The following is a 23,863-nucleotide window of genomic DNA, read 5'->3' as shown; positions in this document are numbered from 1 at the left end:
GGCGCCGAGTGCCGGCCAAGGACAGTGGGGGGATTCTCCTCCACCGCTTCCACCGCCGCCCGGCCCGACTCTCAGCCAGCGATGACCTCCAGCACTCCCCCCTCAGAACCGGCGCCGCCACTGCAATCCGACCGCGCCGATCTGCCGCGCCAGTTCCCCGACCGCGACGCCATGGTGCGGGAGCTGGCGGCCCGGTTTCCCCAGGCCAGCGGCGGCGCCAGCCCGATTCGGGGGGGCTCAAGACCGGCGCTGGCAGCGCTGGAGGCCGTCGATCCGGTGCGCTATGCCGCCAGCCGTAACCACCTCGACGGCGCGGTCAGCGGTCTCTCCCCCTACATCCGCCACGGGGTTCTGAGCCTGGCTCAGGTGCGCGACGTGGTGCTCCAGCGCATGGCCAGTGGCCCCGGGCTGGTGAGCGAGAAGCTGCTGCAGGAGCTGGCCTGGCGCGACTACTGGCAGCGGCTCTGGATCCGCCTGGGCGATGGCATCTGGGAGAACCAAGAGCCGCTCAAGACCGGCCAGCCGGAGGCGGCCTACGCCCAGGAGCTGCAGGACGACATCCGCGAGGGCCACACCGGCCTGGCCTGCATCGACGCCTTCGCGCGCCAGCTGATCGACACCGGCTGGCTGCACAACCACGCCCGGATGTGGCTGGCCGCCTACGTGGTGCACTGGCGCCGGGTGCGCTGGCAGGCCGGGGCCCGCTGGTTTCTGCGCCACCTGCTCGATGGTGATGCCGCCAGCAACAACCTGAGCTGGCAGTGGGTGGCCAGCAGCTTCAGCGGCAAGCCCTACCTGTTCAACCGCGCCAATCTGGAGCGCTTCGGCGCCGGGGGCCATTGCCCGGGCTGCCCGGCCGCAGCGGCCTGTCCATTCGAGAGCAGCTACGAGGAGTTGCAGGCCCGCCTCTTCTCCACGCAGGAAAGCGGCAGACAGGCAAAAGGCAGAGCGGTCTGAACATGGAACGTCCGGTTCTGTGGATCCACGCCGAGGCGATGGGTCAGGCCAATCCCGCCCTGCTGGCCCATCCGGGCAGGCCGGCGGTGTTCGTCTTTGAGCCGGGGCTGCTGGGCGCTGCCGCCGAGCCGATCAGCCTCAAACGGATCGTCTTCCTCTACGAATGCCTGCTGGAGCTGCCGGTCACGATCCGCCAGGGCCATGGGGCCGAGGAGGTGCTGGCCTTCGCCGAGCGCCACCACGCCGATGGGGTGGTGACCAGCGCCTGGGTGGACCCGCAGCTGGGGGACATCGCCGCCTGCGTGGCCGCCGCCCTGCCCCTGCAGGTGCTGGAGCCTGAACCCTTCGTGAACCTGCCGGAGCCGGTCGACCTGCGCCGCTTCAGCCGCTACTGGCGATCGGCCGGAGCGCGGCGGCTGCCGGATTCCGCCAAACCAGGCGATCCATCTTGATGGGCGTGAGCCAGCCCAGCCACCCCATCGACCCCGACCAGGCCGCGCCGCGCCGGCTGGAGCACGCCGGGCTGCCGGCCACGGTCTGGCAGGCGGGGCTGGGCTGGCTCACGCCCCAGCGGCGGGAGGAGTTGCTGGCGCTGCTCTCCAGCGAGGAGCAGCAGCGGCTGCAGCTCTGGCGGCTGACCGCGGACCAGGACCGTTTTCTGCTGGGACGGGGCCTGCTGCGGCTGCGGCTGGGCCAGACGCTGGGACTGGAGCCCGCCCGGCTGCGCTTCCGCCTTGGGCCCCATGGCAAACCGGCCCTGGAGGGGCTGGGCGGCCAGGACGCGTGGCAGTTCAACCTGGCCCATTCGGGCGACCTGGTGCTCCTGGCTCTCCACCCCGAGCGGCCGGTGGGGGTGGATGTGGAGAAGCGCCGGCCCGGCCTGGAGTGGCGGCCGATCGCCAGGCGCCACCTGCCCAACGGCAGCTTCGAAGACCTCGAGGCGCTGCCAGCAGAGGAGCAACTCAACGGCTTTCTGCAGCAGTGGTGCCGCCTGGAGGCGGGGCTGAAGGCCATGGGCTGTGGCTTCGCGTCAGCCGGATGGTCAGCGACCGCCGAGCTGGAACTCCACGATCTGCGCCTGCCCGCGGGCTACACCGGCAGCCTGGCCCTGCTCTGAGCTCTGCTCTGAGCCCTGCTACAGCTGATCCTCCTGTTCACGGACCGTATCGGGATCGGTGATCAGATCCGGCTCCTGCAGCATCGGCAGCTTCTCCACCTTCACCTGGGAGGGATTCAGGGGCGGCTCGGTCCACTCCCAGGTGCTGCGCGGGGCGCGGCTGAGACAGAGGGCTTCCAGTTCCTTCCTCAGGGCCCGTCGCACGTCGCGGCGGGCAACGGCGGCGAAGAACTCCTCGCGGCTGGCCAGACCGGAGCTGAAGGGGTGGCTGCCGTTGCCGTTGAACAGCCGCGCTGGATCCGGCAGCCAGCGCGGACTGCAGTAGCCCTTGCGGCTTGTGTCGGTTTCGAGCCAGATGTGCAGTCCATAGCCATCGGGCTGGCTGACCACCGCAAGGCCGTCGTGGGGATGCTGCCGCTGCAGGGGGAAGTTCTTCCAGCTGGCGCTCCGATGGGCAGGCACACAGCCGCCGGCGAGCAGTGCTCCCGCCACGACTGTCATCAGACCGGCCGCAGCACGGAGGCCAAAGCGGGGGGAGAGATCGGACCGGGGCACCGCTTCGGGTCGAACGGGCAGATCTTCACCCACAACGCGCCCTGAAACAGACGCAAGACTCACCACAGCCTCCCTCTGTGATCGCACGCTGATGGCACTCACCCCATCCACGATGGTTCCGCTGGGCACGCCGCTGCCGGCCTTCAAGCTGCCCGCTCTCGATGGCACGGTTCACAACAGCACCGATCTGCCCTCACGGCCGTTACTGGTGCTCTTTCTCTGCGCCCACTGCCCGTTCGTGAAACACATCGAGGCGGAACTCACCCGGATCGATCGCGACTACGGCCAGCGCATCAGCATCCTGGCGATCGCCAGCAACAGCCTGCGCACCCATCCCCAGGACGGTCCGAACCAGCTGGCGGAGCAGCGGCAACGACTCGGCTGGCGCTTTCCCTACCTGCTCGATGCCGACCAGAGCGTGGCCCTGGCCTTCCGTGCCGCCTGCACCCCCGACCTCTACCTCTTCGACGCCGCGCACCAGCTCGTCTATCGGGGCCAGCTCGATGGCAGCCGCCCCGGCAACAGCCAGGTGCCCGATGGCGCCGACCTGCGATCGGCCCTCGATTCGCTGCTGGCGGGGAGGCCGCTGAGCACCGGGCAGAAGCCTGCAATCGGTTGCAACATCAAGTGGCATCCGGGACTGGAGCCGGCCTGGGCCTGACCCTGGGAGGGGCTTAAGGTTGCTGCCATGCAGGTGCCCCCCTTCGATCTCACCGAGCAGCTTCATCAACTGGGTGAGGCCCTCGAAGACGCCGTTCTGCAGGTGTTGCGCAGCGGGCAATACATCGGGGGCGCCACGATCGCCAGTTTCGAGCAACAGTTCGCCGAGGCCGTGGGCACCGCCCACGCCATCGGCTGCAACAGCGGCACCGACGCCCTGGTGCTGGCCCTGAGAGGTCTGGGCATCGGTGAAGGCGATGAGGTGATCACCAGTTCCTTCAGCTTCTTCGCCACCGCCGAAGCGATCAGCGCCGTGGGCGCCAAGCCGGTCTTCGTCGACGTGGAGGAGTCCACCTACCTCATCGATCTGGGGCGGATCGAGGCGGCGATCACACCCGCCACCAAGGCGGTGATGCCGGTCCATCTGTTCGGGCGGCCTGTGGACATGGAGCGGCTGGGGGCGATCGCCGCCGCCCACGACCTGCTGGTGATAGAAGACTGCGCCCAGGCCACCGGCACCAGCTGGGCCGGGCGGCCGGTGGGCAGCTGGGGGGATGCGGGCTGCTTCAGCTTCTTCCCCACCAAGAATCTCGGCGGTGCCGGTGACGGCGGTGCGGTCACCTGCCGGGATCAGAAGCTGGCCGCCCGCATCCGCGAGCTGGCGGTGCACGGCATGCCGCGCCGCTACCTGCACACCTCCCTGGGGTACAACAGCCGTCTCGACGCGATGCAGGCGGCGGTGCTCTCCGTGAAGTTGCCCCACCTGCCGGAGTGGGTGGAGCGGCGACGGCAGCTGGCAAGCACCTACAGCACCGAGCTGGCTGGTCTGCAGGGGCTGGTCCTGCCTGAGGCGGGTCCCAGCGGCCACAGCTGGAACCAGTTCGTGGTGCGCATCCCCCGTTGCCCGTCGGCCCAGGCTGGCTGCGGCGGTGTCTGCGTCCCGTCCAGCGACAGCGCCACCTATGGCCTGCCCGAAAGCTGCTGCCGCGACTGGCTGAAGCAGGCCCTGGCCGAGGCCGGCGTGAACACGATCATCTATTACCCGATCCCGATCCACCGCCAGCCGGCCTATGCGGATCTGGGCTACAGGCCCGGCAGCCTGCCGATCACCGAGCGGCTCACGGCCGAGGTGCTCAGCCTGCCGATCTTTCCGGAACTGAGCGCTGCCAAGCAGCAACGGGTGGTGGAGGTGGTGCGCCAGCTGGCGGGGACCAAGGCGGCCCTGGCCATCTGAGCGGGGTCTTTCAGAGATTGATGCGGAGCCGGGAATCCACCAATTGCTGATCAGCTAAATCAACCAGTTTCAGACAAAAGGCCTGGCGGCGTACAATAAACTTATGCCAGCCGGCAAGCCTGAGATTCGCCTCCTGGAAATCGATTGCATAGAGAGCGCCCAGGTCTCCGCGGAGGCTCACTTGATCTGGCCTACCTTCGTAATCGTTGAGCACATCGCCGCATCCATAGAGCACTAACGCATCGCCAATCTGCTCCACCTCCATAGGCCAATGGGAGGAATGGCCGTGCACTAAGTGCACACCAGCCTGCTGTACGAGATGATGGGCGAATGCCCGCATCAGGTCGGGCACCTGCTCAGGCCAATTGCCGCCCCAGTGAATCGATATCACCACTAGGTCGTCGGGTTGTCGGTAGTGCTGGATCAGTCGACACACCGCGTTGGCAGTGGCGAGCTCCAGATTCGGAAGTAAGGCGATACCAGGCCGATAGGACAGGGCCGCCTCCCAAGCACGACACCCGGCGTTGCAGCAGGCCATGCCAAACAGAAGGACCCTCTGACCACCAGGCATCAGCAGCGGGGCTGGTGCAGCGGCAGCCCTGGCGTTTAGCCCGGCTCCAGCAACACTGATACCCTGACTCTCAAGGGCCTGGATGGTGTCAAGCAAGCCAGGCAGGCCAAAATCAAGCACATGATTGTTGGCCAGCGACACGCAGCTGATACCCGCTGCCTCCAGCACATCCAGACCGGCTGGGTGCATGCGGAAGTTGTATGTCTTGGCTACCCAGCAGTCGCGACTGGTCACCGCCGTCTCCAGGTTGAACAAGGTCAGATCTGGCTGGCTGTCCAGCAGCGGCTCCAAAGCCTCGCCCCAGAGGGCGTGAGCTGTGGCGTTGCGGGGAACCCGGTGGCCGCCCGCCTCAGCCCAAGCCACGGTGACACTCGGCTGGCGGGCATCCTGTTTGCCGAAATCGGGATTGTTATGGATCGGTCGAATGGAATCGATACCTCTCCCCAACATCAGATCGCCGCCGACAAGCAGTCGCACAAGCCCGGGGACTCGTGGAGGGAAACCAGCCATCAGCCTAGAGCCGTGAGCAGCTGCTGCCGCATCAGCTCACTTTCATAGCTACACACCACACAAAGATCACCAGGACGAATCTGCTCAGCAAGTACGCCCACGGCATCGGATTCGGTGCCAACCCGAAGCACCTTTGGCCCCCCTGGGCCCAGGCTGCGAACTCCCTCCGCCAACAGTGCTGACACCTCCCCAGCTGGGCGGCCCTTCCGTTTGTCCCAGCTGGCAACAATGACCAGGTCAAAACCCCAGGTGGCCTGACCAACCTGCCTCAGGAAGGCGTCAGGACGGTTGTCCGGTGCCGAGCAAAGCAACACCCGCCGACGTGGCGCTGATTCCGTGGCGGCCTGAACATAGCTGGAGAGCGATGCCATCGCCTCGGGCCCATCAGCCCAGGCGAGCACAAGTTGCCAGGGTTCTCGCTTCAGGATCTCAAACCTGCCCCGGCGGTGGTTGCGCTGCAGCCCGTAAGCGCGAAGACCTTCAACAATGGCATTGGCATCCAGTCCCATTCCATGGGCCAGGGCAGCGGAGAAAGCGGCGGCTACGGCGATGGTGCCGATGACGCCATCGTCGGCGGCAGGAATCTCGCGCAGGGCGATAGAAATCAGTAGCTCTCCAGCTTGGTACAGCTGAATCGTGCCGTCGCGTCCTCTGCTGTAGCAGATAGCAGAGTGTCCTGCCCGGCGATGCGCATGCCAGGCGGCGCAGCAAGGCTCCTCACTCACAAATGCCACTGAGTCTGGATGCCGGGTCCCAGCCATGGCCAGAACCAAAGGATCATCGGCATTCAGCACTAGCAGTGTTTCGGCTACCTGCGCGACCACCGCCTTGATTCTTGCCAGATCTTGGCGGGAGCGGATGCCGTCGTTACCAACATGGTTGTCAAGCACGTTCAGGACGGCAGCCACGTCGCCCGGAGCGATCCCCAGGCCAGCTTTCAGGATTGCGCCCCGGGCAACTTCTGCTACCAGCGCCTCCACCCGTCGGTCTTGCAACAGATGCAATGCAGGTCCACCGCCAGCAAGATCGCCCTGGGCGATGACGACCCCGTCCAGCTCCATACCCGTCGTTGAGGTAAGCCCTACTCGCAAACCTGTTCTTTGGAGCAGGTGGGCGAGCATGCGGGTGGTGGTGGTCTTGCCGATGCTGCCGGTGATCAGCGCCGTGGGGACGCGACCGCCCCGTGGGGCATCACCCATCCAACAACGGACAATCCGATGACAGAGATCGCTGCTGGGGTTCGCCACAAGGTGAGGCCGCAGGCCAGGGGAGAGGTTGGCCTCGAGTAGCCAGGTGCCGCCTTCGCGCCAGCTCACGGAGATGTCGCGGCTGATCATGTCCAGGCCAACCACATCGGCTCCGATCAGTTGAGCAATGTCCTCAGCGAGGCGGCGGTTATCAGGATGCACCTCCTGGCTGCAGTCGATTGCTGTACCGCCCTGCGAAATGTTGGCGGTGCGGGAGAGCTGCACAGCGGTGCCAGCCGGCGGCACCCCGTCCAACGAGAAACCCTGATCCGCCAACAACTGATCAAGCCGTGGATCAAAGGGAATGCGGTTGCGCAGCCGTTCGTAGGCGACACCTCGATCGGGTTCTGCATTCAGTCGCACGATCTGCTCGCGCAGTGGTCGTTGTCCATCACTGACCAGGCTGGCCGGCTGGCGTTGGGCCACCTCCAGCAAGTGGCCCTCCACCACCAGCAGGCGATGGTCAGCTCCCTGCAGACAGTGCTGAACCAGCTGACGTGCTCCACCCTGCCTGTGTTGCGCCTCCCAAGCCTGACGCAGTGCATCCGGGTGATCCAGACCCACCCACACCCCACGACCCTTGCCACCGTCGGCTGGTTTGAGCACCACAGGCCAACCGACTTGTTCCGCGGCAGCCAGGGCCTGCTCCAGGGAGTCAACACCCACCTGGGAGGGCAAGGGAATCCCACGGTGCTGCAGGAGAGCGTGCAGGCCTTCCTTGTGGTTAGCCCACTGGGCAAAGAGCGGGGTGTGATCGGTGAGGGTCTCCCGGCACAGCCGCAGATGGCAGCCCTGACCAAGCTGAAGGAACTGTTGTCCGCCGCAATTCAGCCGATAGAAGGGAACGCCGATGTCATTGGCGGCACGGGCCAACATGGCGTGTGTCTGGTTCCAGTAGCTTGAACGCAGTGCTGTCCAGAGTCGGTTGGTCGTTGCACTCGGTGCTGCCCCCTGCCGAACGGCATCAAGGATGTGAAGTATGAGTGCAACCGCTGCCTCGGCGGAAACTCGATCATCCACCGGTAGCCACAGTTTCAGAGATCTGTCGCTTTGGTGCAGAACCTGTGCAGTGCCCGGTTCTAGCCGGCCATGCTCAGTGAGCGCCGAGAGCAACAGCGGTACAAGCTCTGACAGCGGCACCTGCCGCTTTGCCAGCGAGATCCTGAGGGTCGTAGGGAGGCATGCCAGCCACGCGGCAAGCTGCTGACCATCTAACTGCTCATCGCAATCTAGCTCCTCCAGAATGAGAAGCGCTCCGCTGCAGGAAGCGATCAGGTTGCCGCTACGCAGGAACCGAAGCCCGGAGATTTTCATATCGCATAAACCTGGCAGATACAGGGTGCGCCGTGGATCGCTAGACCTTCATGGCATCCATATACGACAATTCCCAGTCTAGCTCAACTCCCCCATTCGCACTGCGGATTCCGACAAGCTCCTCCAGCGTAGACTCCAAATGTGGCCAGGCATCCTTGCCGAGGCCAAACAGACCGTGGCAGAAGGCCACAAGTTGCTCGCTGGAGTCAAAGCGCCACGGGCATGACCGAGTCTCAATGCGGATAACATCAAGCCAGTCCGGCCATTCCAGTCTTTCAAATTGGCGGTAGATGCCGCGATGGCCAGTAGTTGTATGCCGATCGACAAACACATCAAGGAAACTGGCAATTCCGCCATCGGGGCTAACATCAGCAATGTGGACAAGTCCACCAGGCCTGACATAAACCCCAAAGTTGTTCAGCAATCGATCGAGATCGGCGATGTGGTGAGACGAGGCCAATGAAATAATCCGGTCTGCGCTCTCTAGCCGCAGTGGCCATGCCCCATATGGCTCAACAACCTGGCTTTGACCGCTGAATCCGGGGGAAAACTCAAGCTCCGTGACGCGGATAGACTTGTGACCTTTCTCGCGAGCAAGAAAATCACTCAGGTATCCACCCCCCGATGGAACATCAACAATGTTTTCACCCTCACCAAGCGGAAAGCGGGAAAACAGCTGACTGAATTCCCGATCTCTAGCCCTTGGGAATCGAGCCATGGCAGAATGATACTGACGGCCACGCTCAAGGAATATATCGCCATACTCGAGAGTGCTGGAAGAGTCGGCGAGATGCATCTGCATTGACAGCTTTTATAATTATTATATAGCAAAGGCAAGTCAATGAATGAATGGCCTTTGCTCCTGGAGTGGGACCTGAGTTGGCCCAGTTTTCGCGTCACCGGAGGACCCTAAGCTCAGGGCTGATCTAAAGTCCTCACAGGCTCTCTGGCCATGGCTGTCACCATGGGTTGAGGTCGGTGGGATCGCCTCCTCCCAGTGCCTGAAACCGCTTCTGCCGCCACTGATCTTGACCTAACCAGCTTTCAACGCCGCATCCCGGACGTTCGCATGCACCGCGGGGTGCGTATTCGGCCCTGGTACCTGCTGCTCGCTGCGGTACTAGGTGTGTTTTCTCATCAGGTTATTCAGCGATCAGCAGGTGCTGGAGGCACTTCTGAGGGCTGAGGCCATCGAGAGCCATGTGGCGCTTGTGGCCGTTATAGATCCCCAGATAGCGGGTTAGCCAGCGGTTGCATTCCTCTGATGTCTGGTAGTCGATGACATAAGCCCACTCCGCCAGGAGTGTCTTGATGAAGCGTTCCGCCTTGGCGTTGGTCTGAGACATTTGAGATTGTCTGGCTTTTCTGGACAGGGCCCATCGTTAACCTCTGAGGCGGGGCATTGTCCCTGAATGGGGCTCCCACCGTTGGCGAAGTATTCTGCGAAGGAGTTGAGCAAACGCCGCACCCACAGCCCCGAGGTCAAACCGCTGCTCAGCGATGACCACTTCTCCGTGGACGGCACGCTGCTGCAAGCCTGGGCATCATACGCCTCCTTGAAGCGGATCGATGGTCAGGAGGATCCTCCGCCTCCGCCCACAGGTCCTGGTGAGGGATTCGGTGCACCCAAGGAGGGAAAGAAGCGGGCCAAGGGTGACTTTCGCGTCATCTAGCTCAGCAACGAGACCCACCGCTCAAGCATGGATCCCGACGCCCTGCTGGAGCGGAAATCCAAAGCCCATCCAGCGCAGCTGAGCTACGGCTCCAGCGAGCGCACCTATCGGTGCGACGGCCATTTGCTCATGGAGATCCGCCGCGACCTGATCGTCGATTGCAGCGTCACCAAGGCCACGGGCACCGGTGAGCGGGATGCCCGCCCAGGAGATGGCAGCAGATAGTGCCGGTGCTCACCAGAAGACCATTGGCGCCGACAAGAACTACGACACGAAAGGGTTCGTGGCCGAGATGCGGCGGCTGGGCGTGACGCCCCACGTGGCGCAGAACAACGCCCGCAGCGGTGGGTCAGCGATGCCCGCCGCGGCATCGAGAAGGTATTTGGCTAGATCAAGGCGTTCGGCGGGCTGCGCCAGTTAAAACTGCGCGGCCAGGAAAACGTGAGCGCCGTGTACTCCTTTCGGAGAAGCCTTCGGCTACGGGCTGCACGTGATCGCCTACAACCTGATCCGACTGGACGACTTGCTCAGGCCCACCATGGCAAGGGCATGAGCCGCCAGTTGCCCAAAGGTGTGCTCAAACGGCGGCAGTCGGGCCGCCAAAACAGCCCAAGTGCAGCGAAATCGGGTTGCCTGAGCGCTCGAAATGTCCCCAGCTGACGAAATCACAGAGAAATCAGCTCGGAGATGGGAAAATGCAGCTGCTTAGTCGTTTTCCGCAAGCTCATAGCATTGCAGAGCGACTGTTTCTCGAACTGTATGAAACAACACGTCTTCGATGATGCGTTCGATCAGCGAGCGGCAGTCTACAGTGTCAAGCGGATACGCCAATACAACCAGGCGATGCGGAGCTTTCCAGAAACTAGAGCAACCGAAAGACGCCTAATACTCGATCTACTTAATGCACAGCAGGGCCAGGATGTCTGTGATGTCGCTGCGGGAGGGGGCTACCTGGCAGACGGCATTCTCGACCAGCTTGGCAGTGAATGCAACATTTATTGCATTGAAAACTCCTCGCACTTCTCCGATAGCATTCCCGCGCATTATCACCGCATTTACTGCTCTCTGTCTCGACTGGCGCTCCCAACGAGCTCAATGGATCGCATGGCTTGCCTAGCAGGACTGCATCATCAGGAAGACAAGCAGCAGTTTTTCAGGGAGGCCTTTCGCGCTTTACGGCCCAATGGATTGATTGCCGTTGGTGATGTTCTGCATGGCTCAGCACCGGCGCAGTTTCTCAATGTTGAAGTGAATCGCTGGTCCGATCTCGGCCATGAGGGTATTTTTTTAGAGCCTGGTGAGCTATCACTGTTACTGAGCAATGCCGGCTTTGTTGATATTGTTGAGCAGGAGCACCACTACACGTGGGACTTGCCGAGCCATGCCGATCTTGTGTGGTTTTGCAAGACGTTGTTCCGAATGGAAAAGGCTGAACTAAGCGACGTGGAGGCAGCTTTGCCACGCTACTTCACAATTCAACTTGAACAGGGTATTGCCCGCATGCCCTGGTCACTCATTTATGCTCGAGGTCGAAAACCTCAATAATCAATCACTGCAGTGCGCATTGAGAATCTGACGTTGGATCTGGAAGCCGTAGCTGGACCAGCTCGCCTCCACGATCTCGTGGCTGGCATGCGGCGGCTGATCGGGGAGGGGGCCTCTCCGATCCGCTTTTCGATTATAGATTCGGATGGTGATACGGTGCGTGTTGAGGCGACCCTGGTGCGCTTCTCAGCCGATCATCGCTTTGCCTCCAGGCTTGTCAGCGCTGATCTCGAAAATCCACTTCACAAGCGCTATCAGGCCACACCCTTTGCGGTGGCTCAAATTGTTCCAACAGGTATCCGCTGCGACTTTGGTGGCTATGCCGGCGATGCGACGCCCGCAACCAATCTTCTCGCCCGAGCAGCCGATTTTGTTGTCACACATCCCAATGCCGTCAACGCCTCCGATATCAATGAGCTAGCCCCCAACGTTCTTTATGTGGAGGGGCACTCCATTGATCGATTTCTGCTCGGCCGCCTTGGGTTGCGGCTTTCGCCAGGCAATCGCATCGGCACCTTTGTCGACCCAACAGGCCGGGATCACTGCGACGAAGTAGTGCATGCGGTGAATGCGGCCAGGGCTGTTGCTGGCATCACCTGTGATCACCTGGTGATGCTTGACGCGCCTGTCGGGGCACGCATTGAGTGGGCTGCCAGTGGTTCAGCAAGCGGAATCCTTGAGGCGACGGAGGCCGTCCTTGATGGTGTGGCCCGTTTGCTGGATGCAGGATGCGACGCGGTGGGAGGCGTGTCTGTGATTCATGGCGTCACTCAAGAGATGTGCGAACGCCATATGCGCGGTGAAATTCCCAATCCCTCGGGAGTAGTTGAAGCGATTCTTACTCACTTGATTTCCAAGGTATTCAACGTTCCCTGCGCACACTCCCCATTGCCATACTATCAAGGTATGAAAATTCGTTCTACCAGCAATCCCCGTGCTTCTGCTGAATTTATATCCACTCCGCATTATTTCTCGGTTCTCAAGGGGTTGGCAAGGGCGCCTCGCTTAGTCCCGATTGAAGACCTTGATCGTCCCCCAGTTGAATGCATCACAGTCAACTCAGTAGGTGCCATTGTGGTTCCAGCCACTGCTCTTGGTGGGCTACCAGCGCTGGCAGCGGAGTTTCACGGCATACCCTTGATAGCAGTTCATTCCAACCACACCATTCTTGGGATGACACGGGAAAAACTCGGTCTGAAAAACGCGATCGAGGTTGCCAATTATCTTGAGGCTGCAGGTGTTGTCCTGGCTTTGAAGAATGGCCTTTCACTTGAGAGCTTGCGACGCCCCATTGTGCCAGCCGAATTCATGGATACTGCAGCCACTTAGTTGTGGGCTGCATTGCAGCGTCTGATGAACATCTCCCAAGCTGCTGCAGGCTGCAGAGTGTCAAGTGGTGTCTTGCAGATCACCTCCGCAGCTGATGACAACGGAAGGCCTCTGTGCAGAGCCAGCACTGTATTTGTCAGGTAGATGGCATGACTGGTGGCGTAGTTGAGCAGCATTTCACGCGGATGACTGTAGACATGCACTCTTTCACGAAGGGCACTTGTCAGCAACGGCCATATCTGGTGGCGTAGTTCTGATGGAATTCCGATTGTCCCTCCGGGATGCACCTGGAGGATCATTGCCATTAACCGCTCGAACTCAACAGTTGGCATCTGGTTCCAGTCGCCAATGACAATGGTTACTGATATGGAGTGTGGCTGTTGATCAGGGAATAGATTATCGATCAGAAGGTTGGTTCGCATGGTGGCATTCTGCGGCATGGAGTTCACCTCGATGTAGGAGCCGCCGCAGTCCTCTGGTGCCAGGCCGATATTGGTGCTGATGTAGTCGATCCCGCAGTTTTCAAGGCGCATGCTGCGAGCTATCGCAACACATTGCTGGTGAATCATCGGGTGGATCGCGGTGAGATCGAGTTCCTCTCGCAGTCCGCCTGTGCTCACATTGGCGTTACCACGCAGCTGTATGTGCTGGCCTGCGATAGGTACGCTGCTGACCTGAAGTCCAGCCCTGGCAATGTAGCTGAGCACTTCCGAGTCTTCGAGATTGATATCGGCTGCGATCGCCCCATGCTGGCGGAGCTTGCGTCGCAGAATGTTCGCCTGTTCGATAAGTTCAAGTACGTTATCTCGGCCATTGCCAGTGATTGCTGGTGGGCGGCGCCTGACGGCGAAAACAAGTTTTCCATTGCATACATTCAGCCTATAGTCTTCGCCCTTGATGTGTTTCTGGAGTAGCAAATGATTTCTGGCGTGGCCCCTGGCTGTCCTCAAGGCCGCCAGCAATTCTTCCTCATTAGAGATATTTGCCGTTACTCCACGACCCTGTTCGCCATCCCTTGGCTTGAGGACACAAGGATAGCCAAGTCGATCCAACGCTACCAGCAGCTGCACATCACTCACATCGCTAGGCATGCATATCTCTGTTGGCACCGGCAGGCCAAGCTGGCGCAGCAGGTCGTGGGTTTTGCACTTGTCGCGGGCAATCGCCACCCCAAAGGAGCTGTCGTGGTCGTTGCTGGTGGAGCTGATCCAGCGGCTGTAGCAGCCAGTGCCGAGTTGGTAGAGACGTTGCCCAGGGTCGAGCAGAAACGCCGGAATGCCCCTGCGGCGTGCTTCTGCCAGCTGTGCAGCGGTAAGCGGATGGTCACAACAAATCCGCACCTTGTGCATCAGGTCAGTCAGGGTCTGTTGGAGCGCTGGCAGGTTGACCTTCGCCCCGATCCCTGCCAGGTGGGCCGCCCAGGTGAGCGTGGCCGCCAAGTTCAGTGTGCTGCCCGCCAGCTCATGCTGGTCGCAGCGCAGCACGAGACAGGCCGGTTGCAGCTTCACCGGCATGAATGGCGCACAGATCTCCAGCGGGGCGGGCTGCAGCAACGCCTCCGCCAGGGCCGCGATCGCCCTCAAGGACAGGCTCGCAGGCTGATCGCCAAGCCGATCGGCTAGCTGCCAAGGGTCTGGCAGGTCTGCCAGGCCTGGAAAACCAGCCCGCAGGGTGTTCCAGAGGCGGCCACTGGCGAGGGCCTCGTTGACCATTCGCTGATCCGGTTCCTCCAGGAGCCAGGCCAGCCGCCAGGCCGGGCCGGGAAAGATCGGACTGTCGCCCCAAAGCTCAAACACCTGGGGCGAGCCGAGTTGTGGGGTTGCTAGTGAGGCCTGTGTCGCACGGACCATGGTCTGATGGGAGTGTCTAGACGCGCGGCAAGCCCGCGTATAGAGCCTTAAATTGTGCCTGCTGAGTTTTGTGGCTGATCAGAGGTGCCGGGTAGCCGCGCCGCTCGATCGGCGCCATCTCACCGCTGAGCAGGTCGCGGGTATTCACATTGCGGAGCTCTGGCAGCCATGTGCGGATGTAAACGCCGTCGGGATCAAAGCGGGCTGCCTGGGTGTAGGGGTTGAAGATGCGCAGCGGCTTGGGGTCCATGCCGCTGCTGGCACTCCACTGCCAGCCACCGTTGTTGGCCGCCAGATCCCCATCCACCAGCAGGCGCATGAACTGACGCTCACCCCAGCGCCAATCCACGATCAGATCCTTCACCAGGAAGGAGGCGACGACCATGCGGCAGCGGTTGTGCATCCAGCCGGATTCATTGAGCTGGCGCATGGCGGCATCCACGATGGGCACGCCGGTGAGGCCATCGCACCAGGCCGCGAAACGAGCCTCGTCGTTCTCCCAGGGGAAGCGGCGCCACTGGGGGCGGTAGGGGCCCTCGGCCAGTTCGGGGAAATGGAACAGGGCCTGCTGGTAGAACTCGCGCCAGGCCAGTTCCTGCTCCCAGACCGTGATCGCCTGGAGTTCCTCCTCGCTGCGCGCACGGGGGCGTTGCTCCTGGGCGGCGGCCCAGGCCTGGCGGGGGCTGAGGGTGCCGAACCTGAGTGCGGCGCTCAACCCCGAGGTGCCCGGTTCCGCCGGCAGGTTGCGGCCCGGTTCGTAACGGAGCAGAGGCCCATCCGCAAAGGCGGCCAGCTGGGAGATGGCGGCGGCCTCACCGGGGCGGCAGGGGCAGAGATCCGCCCCCTCGAAAGGCGCACCGGGCAGGCCATCGTCGGCGCTGGGCACAGTCTCGAGCCAGTCGAGCCGGTCCCAGAGCAGGCGGCGCTCGTCGGGCAGGTAGCCGGGATCGAGATCAATCAGGCCGGCCGGAGCGGGAACGGGAGCGCAGGCCTCGGGGCCTGCCTGCTCGATCCGACGCCGCCATGCCCGGAAGTAGGGGCCGTAGACCCGGTAGGGATCGCCGGCGCCGGTGGCGATCGCCTCGGGGGGCACCAGCAGCTGGTCCCAGTCGGAGAGCAGCTTGCGGCCGCTGGCGCGCAGGGCTTGGGCGACGCGGTTGTCGCGGGCACGGCCATCGGGCTCCCCATCCCGGTTCCAGGCCACCACCTCAGCTCCGGTGACCTCAGCCAGCTGCGGCAGGACCACAGCCGGATCTCCGCGTAGCAGCAGCAAGCGGGAACCGGCCTTCCGCCAGCTGAGCTGCAGCTCCCGCAGGCTCTCGCTCAGAAACCAGAGCCCGGCCGGTGAATGATCCCGGGCCTCCAGCACGGCCGGATCGAAGACGAACACACCGGTGACGGCGGCGGTGGCGCGGGCAGCGGCGGCCAGTCCCAGGTTGTCAGCCAGGCGCAGATCGCGGCGGTGCCAGAACAACCAGCGCGGCGGGCTCATCCGAGACCCAGCAGCTGGCGGGCCCGGAACCAGGCGGTGACGCTCTTGCCATCGAGGGCTTCATCACCGCTGGCCAGGGCCGCATCGAGGTCGTCGGGCGCCAGGAGCAGCACGTCCAGATCCTCGTCGTCGTCGCCCGCGGGACGGTCGCTGAGGGGGGTGAGATCCCTGGCCAGGAACAGGTGGATCACCTCATCGGAATAGCCGGGGCAGGGCAGCATCAGACCGAGGGAATCCCAGCGGCTGGCGCTGTAGCCCGCCTCCTCCCCCAGCTCCCGTTGCATCGACTCCAGGGGATCCTCGCCGTCCTCCAGGGTGCCGGCGGGGAACTCCAGGATGCGCCGCTCCACCGCGAACCGGTACTGGCGCAGCAGCACCACGCTGCCGTCAGCCAGCATCGGCACCGCCAGAGAAGCGCCGGGATGGCGAATGATCCCGTAGGTGCCCTCCACCCCCATCGGCAGCATCACCCGGTTGAGCTCAAAGCGAAGCTTGCGGGCGTCGAGAGCCGCCGTGGTTTCCAGGTGGATGGAGGGCTCAGGCGGCGGCAGGGGAGCCATGCATGGGGCTGGGGCAGGCCCACCAGTGTGACCGGCCGCGGCGGCCGCCGCGGTTCGGAACGCGCCGTTCAGACCGTCTCGGGCCAGCCCTCCCGGGCGGGCAGGGGCAGCGGTGGCGGTTCGGCGCCGGGGCGGCTCAGCAGCTCAGCCAGCAGGGCGGCGGCGGTCTGGTGGCCACCGGGCAGCACCAGCTGCGCTTCGATCGCCGCCAGGGGGCCGATCACGAAGGCGCGCTGGCGCAGGCGCGGATGGGGCAGTTCCAGCTGGGGTGTGCTGCAGCGGGCCTCTCCGCACCAGAGGAGATCGAGATCCAGGCTGCGGGGACCCCAGGGCTCGAGACGCTTACGGCCGAAGCGCGCCTCCAGACCCTGCAGACGCCCCAGCAGGGCCAGCGCATCGGGCCAGGGCTCTCGGCCCCCGGCTGCACGCGCCACCAGCAGGACCCCATTGACGAAGGGCGGCTGCCCGGGCGGCCCCCCAACCGGCGCCGTGCGGAACAGGGGCGACCACCCCAGTACCAGCTGGGGGGCAGCCCCCGCCGCCCAGCTGTGCAGCTCGCGGATCAGCAGGGGGCGCACAGCCGTGAGGGTGGCGATGGGGTCTCCGAGGTTGCCCCCCAGGGCGATGGACACACTGGCCTGGGCGGTGATGAGCGGATCACCGATAGGCATTCAGGGCCGCGAGCTCACGGCTCGCCGAGAAAATCGCGCTTGCCCAACACCACACCGCTGTGACGCAGGATCGCGTAGGCGGTGGTGGTGTGGAAATACACGTTGGGCAGAACGAACACGGAGAGGAAAGGCCATCCCGCCATGGTGATCGTCTCGCCGCGGCCGATCGGCACGGTGATCTCCCGGTCTTCACTGCCGTCGATCTGATCAGCACTGAAGCCATCGAGATAGGCGATCGAGCGCTGCAGGCGATCGATCAGATCGGGAAAGCTGGTTTCAATGTCCGCCAGCGGCGGCGCTTCCAGGCCGGCCAGGCGAGCAACGCCGCGGCGGGCCAGGTCGGAGGCGATCTGAACCTGCCGTGCCAGGGGGAACATGTCTGGATAGAGGCGGCTGGTCACCAGCACGGAGGGATCGAACCCCTGGGTCTCGGCATGGGCCAGGCCCTTCCCCAGCACTGCGATCAGGTTGGCAAGCGTCCGGCGCAGGGGCGGCACGGAGGCCGCGTACATGGTCAGTTCCATGGAGAATGCCGCTGCATTTCGGCGGGTCATCACGCTAGGTCCAGGGGTGCGGCAGGCCGCGATGACTAAGGTGAGTGAGCACTCACAAGTCCTTTTGCCCAGGGCTCCCTCAACTCCGGCGGCCGAGCGACGAGCCCATGCGGTGCAGGCCCTGCTGGACCTGGCCTGCACCGTCGCCCCCGACGACATCAGCACCGCCGCCATTTCCCAAGCCGCGAGGCCCTCTGGGCCGAGGCCGTGCACTGGGCCACCGCGGAACTGACCCAGCGGTTCGAGGCTGTGGGCACTGCCCATGACGATCCCCTCGCGGCGGTGGAAGGGCTGCTGCTAGCCCATGTGGGGTTCCTGCAGAACCATCCCGGGCTGCTGCGAATGTTCTTCGCCGAGCTGCAACGGCCCCAGTCCAGCCCGGCGCGGGAGGAAGGCAAGGCGTTCATGAACAGCTTCCGCCAGCGCCTGGCGAGCCCGCTCGTGGCGATCAACCAGGGACTGATGCTTCAGGGGCTAGTGAACAGTCCTGCAAATAACTGATAGAATATGGAGTGTCTCCCGAGGGAGTCTTTCCATGGCTGTCGGTCGTCCGATTCCACCGCTGGTTCTCACGGAGGACGAAGTTCAGCAGCTGCAGAGCATCGCCAGCTCTCGCTCGCTACCTCATTCGATCGTGCAGCGCGCCCAGATCGTGCTGGCCTGCGGTGCTGGCGAAACCAACACGGCCATCGCCAAGCGAATGGGGCTGACCGGGATGACGGTCGGCAAGTGGCGCAAGCGCTACCGGGAGCTGGGACTGGAGGGCTTGCACGATGAGCTGCGCCCCGGCCGGCCTCGCACCTACGAGGACGACACGGTGGCCGAGGTGATCAACCGGGCACTCCAAACCAAGCCAGCTGATGGAAGCACCCAGTGGAGCGCTCGCTCACTCGCCGCTGCCACTGGGATCTCCAAGACCACGGTGCACCGCTGGTTGCAGACCTTCTCGGTGCAGCCGCACCGGCAGAAGCACTTCAAGCTCTCCACCGACCCGTTCTTTGTGGAGAAGGTCCGCGACATCGTCGGCTTGTACCTGAATCCGCCGGACAAGGCGATGGTGCTCTGCGTCGACGAGAAGACGCAGATCCAGGCCCTGGATCGGACTCAGCCGCTGCTGCCCATGGGCCTGGGTTACGTGGAAGGCGTCACCCACGACTACATCCGCCACGGCACCACCACCCTATTCGCCGCCTTGGACGTGGCCACCGGTGAGGTGATCAGCCAGTGCAAGCCCCGCCACCGGCACCAGGAGTTCCTGGGCTTCCTGCGCCAGATCGAGAAGTCCGTCCCCGAGGACCTTGATGTCCACCTGATCGTGGACAACTACTGCACCCACAAGCACGCCAAGGTCAGGTCCTGGCTGGCGCAGCGGCCCCGCTTCCATGTCCACTACACACCCACCTACGCCTCCTGGCTCAATCAGGTGGAGCGCTGGTTTGGGATCATCACCCAGCGGGCCATCCGGCGTGGCAGCTTCTCGAGCGTCAAAGAACTGATTGCCAAGATCGAGCAGTTCGTGGCGGCCTACAACAAAACCAAGGCCCCGTTCAACTGGACGGCCACGGCGGATTCAATCCTGGAGAAGCTCCAGCGACTTTGCTCACAAATCTCCGGGACACCACACTAGTGCAGAACAGCCTGGAGGGTCTGATCGAACGGGCCGGGCTGGCCCACAGCCTGCTGCTGGCGGACCTCAGCCAGGGCCGTTCGGCTCTGGCTTGCCGAGCAGCAGCACCAGGGGCACCACCGCCAGAAACAGCGCCGCCACGGTTCTGAACACATCGCCGAAGGCCAGCAGCGACGCCTGACGGTTGACCTCTGCACTGAGAAGCTGAAGGGCGGCCTTGTTCCACTGGCCCTGGGAGGGGTAGGGGGCGTGCAGCATCACCTGCATGCCCGGCTCGGCCTGCTTGGCGCCGATCCGGCCCGCCTCGGGCGCCACGACCCTGTCGCAGGAGAGCCGCAGGCGGGCGGCGGCGACGGCCACGGTGGCCTGGCGCACCTCGGCCGCTGCGGTGCCGGCGGTGACGAGCGCCTGGTCCGCCAGGACCGAGGCGCGATCGTTGCGGTCGTCGAGACTGAACAGCAGCTGGCCGGGGCGCACGGTCTGGTTGTCCTTCACCGCCACGTGGTCGATGGATCCAGGCAGGCGGCTGGAGATGGGGGTGAGGGTGCCCTGCAGCTGGGCGTCGTCGGTTTCGACCACGCCCCAGTGATTGAGCACCCAGCCGCCTGCGCCGGCGGTGGTGGCGATCAGTGCCAGGGGAATCGCGAGCAACCTGGCGTGGCCAAACCCATGTCGCCGCAGGCTGGCGTGTTCCACGCTGGAGACGCCGTCCTGCTAGCGGCTGTCGGAGGCCGGCGTACCGCTATCGGCAGAGGCCGGCTTGAGCGCAACGATGGGCTGGGAACGCAGGTCGACGGAGGCCACTGCCCTGGCCACTGCCCTGACAAGTGAGCACATGGTTACAAGGCTACCGTCACGGTTCCAGGTGCGTCGGCCTCGCTGCCGTGTTCGCTCTGCCGCCGATCACCCGGGAGCATCAGGGCAGGAAGCCAAGATCATCGAACCGGGGCACCAGCCAGGAAGGGATGCCGTCCTGAGCCCAGACCCAGAAGTCGCCGCGACCCAGGTACACCGAATGACCGGAGCGGTAGGCCTGGGCCAGGGTGGCCAGATCGAGCTGCTCCAGGGCGTCTTCCCGGCTCACTCGCCTGCTGCGGGCTGCTGGGGAGACCCTGGGGGCCATGGCACCTGTGCTGTGGGGAGTCCGCCAGCGTATCGGCGCCTGGAGTGTTGTGCACAGACGGGTCCGATCTCCGGCGGGCTCAGCACTTCCTGGCGCAGAAGGCCAGCCAGTGGGGGCTGCCGCCGGCCCCGGTATGGCCCGGCAGCTCTTGCACCTGGAAGCGATCCGGGGCGAAGCCGGCCTCGAGGGCATAGGACGCGAAGGCGTGATCCGGGGAGGACGCCAGATAGGGCTCCGAGTTCACCCAGACCTCCGTGTCACGGAAGTAACGGGCGGCCGGAGTCGAGGGGCGAAGGAAGCGGGCGCTGTCGAGGTGCACCATCAGGCCCTGTGGCCTGAGCAGGCGATGGGCTTCGGCGAACAGGCGCCGTCTGGCGGCAGCCGGGATTTCGTGCAGCAGGATGTGGCTGACGATCAGATCGAAGCTGCGATCCCCGAAGCCGGTTCGTTCGGCATCCTGCTGGACGAAGTGAACCGCGTGATCGAGCAGCCGCGCCCGCGCACTGGCGTAGCGCAGCAGGGAGGCCCCCAGGTCGATCCCCCACACCTCGGCCTCGGGGAAGGCCGCCGCATAGGGCAGGGTGCTGTGGCCCGCCCCGCAGCCCAGATCGAGGATCCGCCGCGGCCGCAGGCCAGCGTGATCACAGGCCAGCACCTGCTCGATCACGGTCCTGCCGGGGGCATCGTTGAGGGGACCGAACCAGCCCTGGCCGTACAGGAACACGCCATGGTCGTAGAGGGCACCGGTGACGACACCGTCTTCCTCCTGTGCGTTGAGGTAGCCCCCCGGCATGCGGTGGATGTCGGCCTTGAGCTGGTGGGAGGGGATGACCAGATCGGCCGTCAGCTGCAGGCTGCCCGGTCCCCGGCGCTGGCTGTGGGCGACCGCCTCCAGGCGCTGGCGGTCGCCCGCGATCGCTGCCTTGACCGTGGCCCAGAGCTGGTCCTGGATGGCGGCGCGCCGCTGATGGGCCGCCTGGATACGCGGGCAGGTATCGAGCTGTCGGCGCAGCTCGGGCCAGCGCCGCCGCAGCTCCGAAGCCGGCAGCGCCACATCGCCGAGGACCTCGCCGATGCGGCGCTGGAGGAGCTGCTGGAAGGAGGCGCGAAACGTCTTCGAGGTCTCCATCAGAGCCTGCTCATGCTCCGGGGCCCTGGCCCTGGGAATCAGCGGATGGCGGTACTGCCGGACAGCCATCAGCTGAGGCGCTCAGGCCAGACCACGGTGATCGCCAGACTCACCAGGATGCCGAGGCTGACATCCACGAAGCGGAACCAGGCCAGGCCCCAGACAGGTGTGGCGTGGGGCACGAGGCTGACGATGGTGAGGGCGATGCCCCCGAAGCGGTAGGCGCTCTGGTGAAGGCGCAGCAGGCCGCAGACCAGCCCCAGCAGCAGGATGGCGGCCACGTAAGCCGGCAGCCCCGCGGGCAGCCACTGCACCTGAGCGGCACCGAACACCACACCCAGGGCCGTGCCCAGCAGCCGGCGGCGTGAGATCAGCCAGGAATCGACCAGGGTCGACTGGGTGACGATGATCGTGGTGATCGGTGCCCAGTAGGGATCCGACAGGCCGAGGCCGCTGGCCAAGGCCATCGAGACACCAGCCGCAAGAGCTGTACGCAGGGCATGCAGGCTCCAGAGCCGCCAGCCCAGCTCACGGGGATCGCGTTCGCGCAGCTGTGGGGATCTGAATTCAGCCAAGCTGTTGCACCAGCGCCGCCGCCGTCGCCTCGCCGCTCCGCACCGCCCCCTCGAAGAAACCGGGCCAGCGCTCGGCCACCTCGGTGCCGGCCCAGAACACCCGGCCGTGGGGCCGGCGCATGGCCTCACCGCAGCGGGTCCACAGCCCCGGGGGCATCCAGCCGGCATAGGCGCCACCCACGAACGGCACCGACGGCCAGTCCTTCTCCACATAGGCCAGGGGCTCGAGAGCCTGGGGTCCCAGGTAGGCGCCCAGATCAGCCAGCACCGCCTGCCTGCGCCCGGCGGCGTCCAGGGCGGACCAACGCCGGTAGCGGTGCCCCACCACGAAGGCGGCCAGGACGCCGCAGCCGTTCTCGGGATCGGAGCTATCGGCGCAGAGCTCCACGGTGGGCCGATCACCGATGGCGATCCCCGAAAGCCCCTGCTGGCGCCACCAGGGGGTTGGGTACGCCACCAGCACCTTGGCGCAGTCACCCATTGCCATCCCCTGGTTGAGCTGCTGGCGGTCGGCGGGCAGCGCCGGCATGAAGTGCAGATCGGCCACCTGCGCCGGCGGCATGGCCACGATCACGGCGCGGCACGAATAAGTGGCCAGATCAGTGTGAATCTGCACGGGGTGCCCGGCCGGGCCATCGCGCTCGGCCTCAGGGAACGCCTGCTCAATGGCCCGCACCGGCTCGCCAAGCCGCAGCACCCCATCCCCCAGCTCGGCGGCAAGCAGGGCCGGCAGCTGGCCCGCACCGCCGTGGAGCAGGAACTCCTCCGGGTGATCACCCTGGGGGGCGGTGCGCTGGCCCCAGAGCACATGCAGCAGCGACACCTGCTCCGGCTCAGCTGGGCCCAGGAAGCCCACCGCCCGGCAGAAGTAGGCGAAGTACCACGCGGCGAATGGTGTGTGGGTGTGGGCGTCGATCCAGTCCTGGAAGCTGCGGCGATCGAGCTCAGCGGCGGTGGGATGGTGGTGGGGGTGGCCTTCCGGCAGCTGGGCCACCAGTGCCTGGAACTGCTCCAGGGCCGCCATGGCGTCGTCCCAGTCGGCGCTGGGAACGGCGGGGGGCTGGCCCTCGGGGAAGCCCTGGAAAAAGCCGGCGAAGGTGCAGCGGCTCCCGCCGAACACCAGCACCGTCTCGCCGGAATGGGGGGACTCGAAGCGGCGGATGCGGTGGCGATCCAGGAGGTCCAGAAAACGGGTCTGGCTGGGGCCGACCCACTGGCCGCCCAGGTCGATCCAGGGCTGGCGGCCTCCCTCCCGCTGCAGACGCTCACCAGCCATCCGACCTCCCACCGTGGCGGCTGCCTCGATCAGGCGTACGGAGTGCCCCGCCAGCTGCAGGGAGCGGGCCGCCACCAGACCGGAGAGGCCACCGCCCACCACCACGGCATCGACGGGTTCAACAGAGACGACAGTCATGCCCCAAGCATCGCAAGGGGCGTCGATTGGATCGCCAACGCTTCAGCCTCACGGCTGTCCACCTCCGCCTCACACCCCTCTGTCAGCCGGGACAACCTGGTGGCACCACACACCTAGGCGGACCCAAAGGGGTGAGCCGATCATCAGCACGACGGC

24 protein-coding genes and 1 pseudogene are annotated in these 23,863 nt (G+C 64.6%); 10 read left to right on the top strand and 15 right to left on the bottom strand.

Annotation, left to right across the window (positions count from 1 at the left end):
• Positions 1–81 precede the first annotated feature (81 nt).
• The 3 genes from CJZ82_RS13495 to CJZ82_RS13485 are packed head-to-tail and all read left to right on the top strand — an operon-like array spanning position 82 to position 2,074.
• Positions 82–957: an FAD-binding domain-containing protein gene (locus CJZ82_RS13495; RefSeq protein WP_094556285.1), complete on the top strand. Its 876-nt coding sequence runs from the start codon at positions 82–84 to the stop codon at positions 955–957.
• Positions 958–959: 2 nt separating this feature from the next.
• Positions 960–1,409, top strand: a complete 450-nt coding sequence (locus tag CJZ82_RS13490; RefSeq protein WP_094556284.1) for a hypothetical protein — start codon at positions 960–962, stop codon at positions 1,407–1,409.
• Positions 1,409–2,074 carry a 4'-phosphopantetheinyl transferase superfamily protein gene (locus CJZ82_RS13485; RefSeq protein ID WP_094556283.1) on the top strand — a complete coding sequence of 222 codons (666 nt, stop codon included), beginning with the start codon at positions 1,409–1,411 and terminating at the stop codon, positions 2,072–2,074. Before CJZ82_RS13490 ends, CJZ82_RS13485 begins: the two co-directional genes overlap by 1 nt.
• Before the next feature lie 18 nt (positions 2,075–2,092).
• Here the strand turns inward: CJZ82_RS13485 and CJZ82_RS13480 are convergent, their stop codons facing one another.
• Entirely contained in the window at positions 2,093–2,575 is a 483-nt protein-coding gene (locus CJZ82_RS13480) for a hypothetical protein (protein ID WP_094556297.1), read from the bottom strand.
• 145 nt (positions 2,576–2,720) lie between these two features.
• Here CJZ82_RS13480 and CJZ82_RS13475 point away from each other — a divergent pair, with 145 nt between their 5' ends.
• Both CJZ82_RS13475 and CJZ82_RS13470 read left to right on the top strand, forming a co-directional pair.
• Positions 2,721–3,290 carry a thioredoxin family protein gene (locus CJZ82_RS13475; protein ID WP_094556282.1) on the top strand — a complete coding sequence of 190 codons (570 nt, stop codon included), beginning with the start codon at positions 2,721–2,723 and terminating at the stop codon, positions 3,288–3,290.
• Positions 3,291–3,317: 27 nt separating this feature from the next.
• The gene (locus tag CJZ82_RS13470) at positions 3,318–4,523 is read left to right on the top strand and encodes a DegT/DnrJ/EryC1/StrS aminotransferase family protein (RefSeq protein WP_094556281.1); all 1,206 of its coding nucleotides are present in this window, start codon (positions 3,318–3,320) and stop codon (positions 4,521–4,523) included.
• Between the two features lie 10 nt (positions 4,524–4,533).
• Here CJZ82_RS13470 and CJZ82_RS13465 read toward each other — a convergent pair whose 3' ends face one another.
• The 4 genes from CJZ82_RS13465 to CJZ82_RS13445 all read right to left on the bottom strand — a co-directional run bounded on the left by CJZ82_RS13465 (position 4,534) and on the right by CJZ82_RS13445 (position 9,511).
• Entirely contained in the window at positions 4,534–5,604 is a 1,071-nt protein-coding gene (locus tag CJZ82_RS13465; RefSeq protein WP_094556280.1) for a CapA family protein, read from the bottom strand.
• Complete coding sequence (locus tag CJZ82_RS13460) at positions 5,604–7,727, bottom strand: Mur ligase family protein (RefSeq protein WP_158218577.1); 2,124 nt, start codon at positions 7,725–7,727, stop codon at positions 5,604–5,606. Before CJZ82_RS13460 ends, CJZ82_RS13465 begins: the two co-directional genes overlap by 1 nt.
• 478 nt (positions 7,728–8,205) lie before the next feature.
• A complete protein-coding gene (locus tag CJZ82_RS17965; protein WP_143593671.1) occupies positions 8,206–8,961 on the bottom strand; it encodes a bifunctional 2-polyprenyl-6-hydroxyphenol methylase/3-demethylubiquinol 3-O-methyltransferase UbiG in 756 nt (251 codons plus the stop codon).
• A gap of 346 nt (positions 8,962–9,307) precedes the next feature.
• A complete protein-coding gene (locus CJZ82_RS13445; RefSeq protein ID WP_233130250.1) occupies positions 9,308–9,511 on the bottom strand; it encodes an integrase core domain-containing protein in 204 nt (67 codons plus the stop codon).
• A 126-nt stretch (positions 9,512–9,637) separates the two neighbouring features.
• Between CJZ82_RS13445 and CJZ82_RS13440 the strand changes: the two are divergent.
• The 3 genes and pseudogenes from CJZ82_RS13440 to CJZ82_RS13430 all read left to right on the top strand — a co-directional run.
• Positions 9,638–10,391, top strand: a pseudogene (locus tag CJZ82_RS13440) (IS5/IS1182 family transposase); the annotation flags it as partial.
• Between the two features lie 206 nt (positions 10,392–10,597).
• Positions 10,598–11,383 carry a methyltransferase domain-containing protein gene (locus CJZ82_RS13435; RefSeq protein WP_158218576.1) on the top strand — a complete coding sequence of 262 codons (786 nt, stop codon included), beginning with the start codon at positions 10,598–10,600 and terminating at the stop codon, positions 11,381–11,383.
• A gap of 87 nt (positions 11,384–11,470) precedes the next feature.
• Complete coding sequence (locus tag CJZ82_RS13430; protein WP_143593670.1) at positions 11,471–12,712, top strand: DUF3326 domain-containing protein; 1,242 nt, start codon at positions 11,471–11,473, stop codon at positions 12,710–12,712.
• On the opposite strand, the gene CJZ82_RS13425 is transcribed toward CJZ82_RS13430, so the two are convergent.
• The 5 genes from CJZ82_RS13425 to CJZ82_RS13405 form a co-directional block, all read right to left on the bottom strand.
• Positions 12,709–14,562, bottom strand: a complete 1,854-nt coding sequence (locus CJZ82_RS13425; RefSeq protein ID WP_094556274.1) for an ATP-grasp domain-containing protein — start codon at positions 14,560–14,562, stop codon at positions 12,709–12,711. The two genes, CJZ82_RS13430 and CJZ82_RS13425, sit on opposite strands and share 4 nt — an antisense overlap.
• Positions 14,563–14,578: 16 nt before the next feature.
• A complete protein-coding gene (locus CJZ82_RS13420) occupies positions 14,579–16,054 on the bottom strand; it encodes an FAD-binding domain-containing protein (protein ID WP_094556273.1) in 1,476 nt (491 codons plus the stop codon).
• The gene (locus CJZ82_RS13415; RefSeq protein ID WP_094556272.1) at positions 16,051–16,614 is read right to left on the bottom strand and encodes an NUDIX domain-containing protein; all 564 of its coding nucleotides are present in this window, start codon (positions 16,612–16,614) and stop codon (positions 16,051–16,053) included. Before CJZ82_RS13415 ends, CJZ82_RS13420 begins: the two co-directional genes overlap by 4 nt.
• Positions 16,615–16,682: 68 nt before the next feature.
• The gene (folK, locus tag CJZ82_RS13410) at positions 16,683–17,285 is read right to left on the bottom strand and encodes a 2-amino-4-hydroxy-6-hydroxymethyldihydropteridine diphosphokinase (protein WP_094556271.1); all 603 of its coding nucleotides are present in this window, start codon (positions 17,283–17,285) and stop codon (positions 16,683–16,685) included.
• A gap of 14 nt (positions 17,286–17,299) precedes the next feature.
• Positions 17,300–17,809, bottom strand: a complete 510-nt coding sequence (locus tag CJZ82_RS13405; protein WP_094556270.1) for a DUF1993 family protein — start codon at positions 17,807–17,809, stop codon at positions 17,300–17,302.
• Positions 17,810–18,046: 237 nt separating this feature from the next.
• On the opposite strand from CJZ82_RS13405, the gene CJZ82_RS13400 reads away from it, so the two are divergent.
• Together CJZ82_RS13400 and CJZ82_RS13395 are read left to right on the top strand one after the other, a co-directional pair.
• Entirely contained in the window at positions 18,047–18,340 is a 294-nt protein-coding gene (locus CJZ82_RS13400; protein ID WP_094556269.1) for a hypothetical protein, read from the top strand.
• A 34-nt stretch (positions 18,341–18,374) separates the two neighbouring features.
• On the top strand, positions 18,375–19,466 hold the full coding sequence (locus CJZ82_RS13395; RefSeq protein ID WP_094556268.1) for an IS630 family transposase: 1,092 nt from the start codon (positions 18,375–18,377) through the stop codon (positions 19,464–19,466).
• 66 nt (positions 19,467–19,532) lie between these two features.
• On the opposite strand, the gene CJZ82_RS13390 is transcribed toward CJZ82_RS13395, so the two are convergent.
• From CJZ82_RS13390 to CJZ82_RS13375, 5 genes are all read right to left on the bottom strand, one after another.
• Positions 19,533–20,162, bottom strand: coding sequence for a biotin/lipoyl-binding protein (locus CJZ82_RS13390; RefSeq protein WP_094556267.1), 630 nt, complete (start codon positions 20,160–20,162; stop codon positions 19,533–19,535).
• 220 nt (positions 20,163–20,382) lie between these two features.
• Positions 20,383–20,589 carry a hypothetical protein gene (locus CJZ82_RS17960; RefSeq protein WP_143593669.1) on the bottom strand — a complete coding sequence of 69 codons (207 nt, stop codon included), beginning with the start codon at positions 20,587–20,589 and terminating at the stop codon, positions 20,383–20,385.
• A 79-nt stretch (positions 20,590–20,668) separates the two neighbouring features.
• Positions 20,669–21,787: a class I SAM-dependent methyltransferase gene (locus tag CJZ82_RS13385; protein ID WP_094556266.1), complete on the bottom strand. Its 1,119-nt coding sequence runs from the start codon at positions 21,785–21,787 to the stop codon at positions 20,669–20,671.
• Complete coding sequence (locus CJZ82_RS13380) at positions 21,787–22,293, bottom strand: aromatic acid exporter family protein (protein ID WP_094556265.1); 507 nt, start codon at positions 22,291–22,293, stop codon at positions 21,787–21,789. Before CJZ82_RS13380 ends, CJZ82_RS13385 begins: the two co-directional genes overlap by 1 nt.
• Positions 22,286–23,707: a flavin monoamine oxidase family protein gene (locus tag CJZ82_RS13375; protein ID WP_094556264.1), complete on the bottom strand. Its 1,422-nt coding sequence runs from the start codon at positions 23,705–23,707 to the stop codon at positions 22,286–22,288. The genes CJZ82_RS13380 and CJZ82_RS13375 overlap by 8 nt, the downstream gene beginning before the upstream one ends.
• Positions 23,708–23,863 lie beyond the last annotated feature (156 nt).

The organism is Synechococcus sp. 1G10, from assembly GCF_002252625.1.
Lineage (GTDB): Bacteria > Cyanobacteriota > Cyanobacteriia > PCC-6307 > Cyanobiaceae > Regnicoccus_A.
Note: the sequence above shows the minus strand (reverse complement) of the source record. Positions and strands in the feature narration are given on the sequence as shown.

What these genes read in the sequence shown, in the direction of transcription:
- CJZ82_RS13495 (WP_094556285.1), top strand. Translation starts at nt 82, where the DNA reads ATGACCTCCAGCACTCCCCCCTCAGAACCGGCGCCGCCACTGCAATCC.
- CJZ82_RS13490 (WP_094556284.1), top strand. Translation starts at nt 960, where the DNA reads ATGGAACGTCCGGTTCTGTGGATCCACGCCGAGGCGATGGGTCAGGCC.
- CJZ82_RS13485 (WP_094556283.1), top strand. Translation starts at nt 1,409, where the DNA reads ATGGGCGTGAGCCAGCCCAGCCACCCCATCGACCCCGACCAGGCCGCG.
- CJZ82_RS13480 (WP_094556297.1), bottom strand. Translation starts at nt 2,575, where the DNA reads ATGACAGTCGTGGCGGGAGCACTGCTCGCCGGCGGCTGTGTGCCTGCC.
- CJZ82_RS13475 (WP_094556282.1), top strand. Translation starts at nt 2,721, where the DNA reads ATGGCACTCACCCCATCCACGATGGTTCCGCTGGGCACGCCGCTGCCG.
- CJZ82_RS13470 (WP_094556281.1), top strand. Translation starts at nt 3,318, where the DNA reads ATGCAGGTGCCCCCCTTCGATCTCACCGAGCAGCTTCATCAACTGGGT.
- CJZ82_RS13465 (WP_094556280.1), bottom strand. Translation starts at nt 5,604, where the DNA reads ATGGCTGGTTTCCCTCCACGAGTCCCCGGGCTTGTGCGACTGCTTGTC.
- CJZ82_RS13460 (WP_158218577.1), bottom strand. Translation starts at nt 7,727, where the DNA reads ATGTTGGCCCGTGCCGCCAATGACATCGGCGTTCCCTTCTATCGGCTG.
- CJZ82_RS17965 (WP_143593671.1), bottom strand. Translation starts at nt 8,961, where the DNA reads ATGCATCTCGCCGACTCTTCCAGCACTCTCGAGTATGGCGATATATTC.
- CJZ82_RS13445 (WP_233130250.1), bottom strand. Translation starts at nt 9,511, where the DNA reads ATGTCTCAGACCAACGCCAAGGCGGAACGCTTCATCAAGACACTCCTG.
- CJZ82_RS13435 (WP_158218576.1), top strand. Translation starts at nt 10,598, where the DNA reads ATGAAACAACACGTCTTCGATGATGCGTTCGATCAGCGAGCGGCAGTC.
- CJZ82_RS13430 (WP_143593670.1), top strand. Translation starts at nt 11,471, where the DNA reads ATGCGGCGGCTGATCGGGGAGGGGGCCTCTCCGATCCGCTTTTCGATT.
- CJZ82_RS13425 (WP_094556274.1), bottom strand. Translation starts at nt 14,562, where the DNA reads ATGGTCCGTGCGACACAGGCCTCACTAGCAACCCCACAACTCGGCTCG.
- CJZ82_RS13420 (WP_094556273.1), bottom strand. Translation starts at nt 16,054, where the DNA reads ATGAGCCCGCCGCGCTGGTTGTTCTGGCACCGCCGCGATCTGCGCCTG.
- CJZ82_RS13415 (WP_094556272.1), bottom strand. Translation starts at nt 16,614, where the DNA reads ATGGCTCCCCTGCCGCCGCCTGAGCCCTCCATCCACCTGGAAACCACG.
- folK (WP_094556271.1), bottom strand. Translation starts at nt 17,285, where the DNA reads ATGCCTATCGGTGATCCGCTCATCACCGCCCAGGCCAGTGTGTCCATC.
- CJZ82_RS13405 (WP_094556270.1), bottom strand. Translation starts at nt 17,809, where the DNA reads ATGGAACTGACCATGTACGCGGCCTCCGTGCCGCCCCTGCGCCGGACG.
- CJZ82_RS13395 (WP_094556268.1), top strand. Translation starts at nt 18,375, where the DNA reads ATGGCTGTCGGTCGTCCGATTCCACCGCTGGTTCTCACGGAGGACGAA.
- CJZ82_RS17960 (WP_143593669.1), bottom strand. Translation starts at nt 20,589, where the DNA reads ATGGCCCCCAGGGTCTCCCCAGCAGCCCGCAGCAGGCGAGTGAGCCGG.
- CJZ82_RS13385 (WP_094556266.1), bottom strand. Translation starts at nt 21,787, where the DNA reads ATGGCTGTCCGGCAGTACCGCCATCCGCTGATTCCCAGGGCCAGGGCC.
- CJZ82_RS13375 (WP_094556264.1), bottom strand. Translation starts at nt 23,707, where the DNA reads ATGACTGTCGTCTCTGTTGAACCCGTCGATGCCGTGGTGGTGGGCGGT.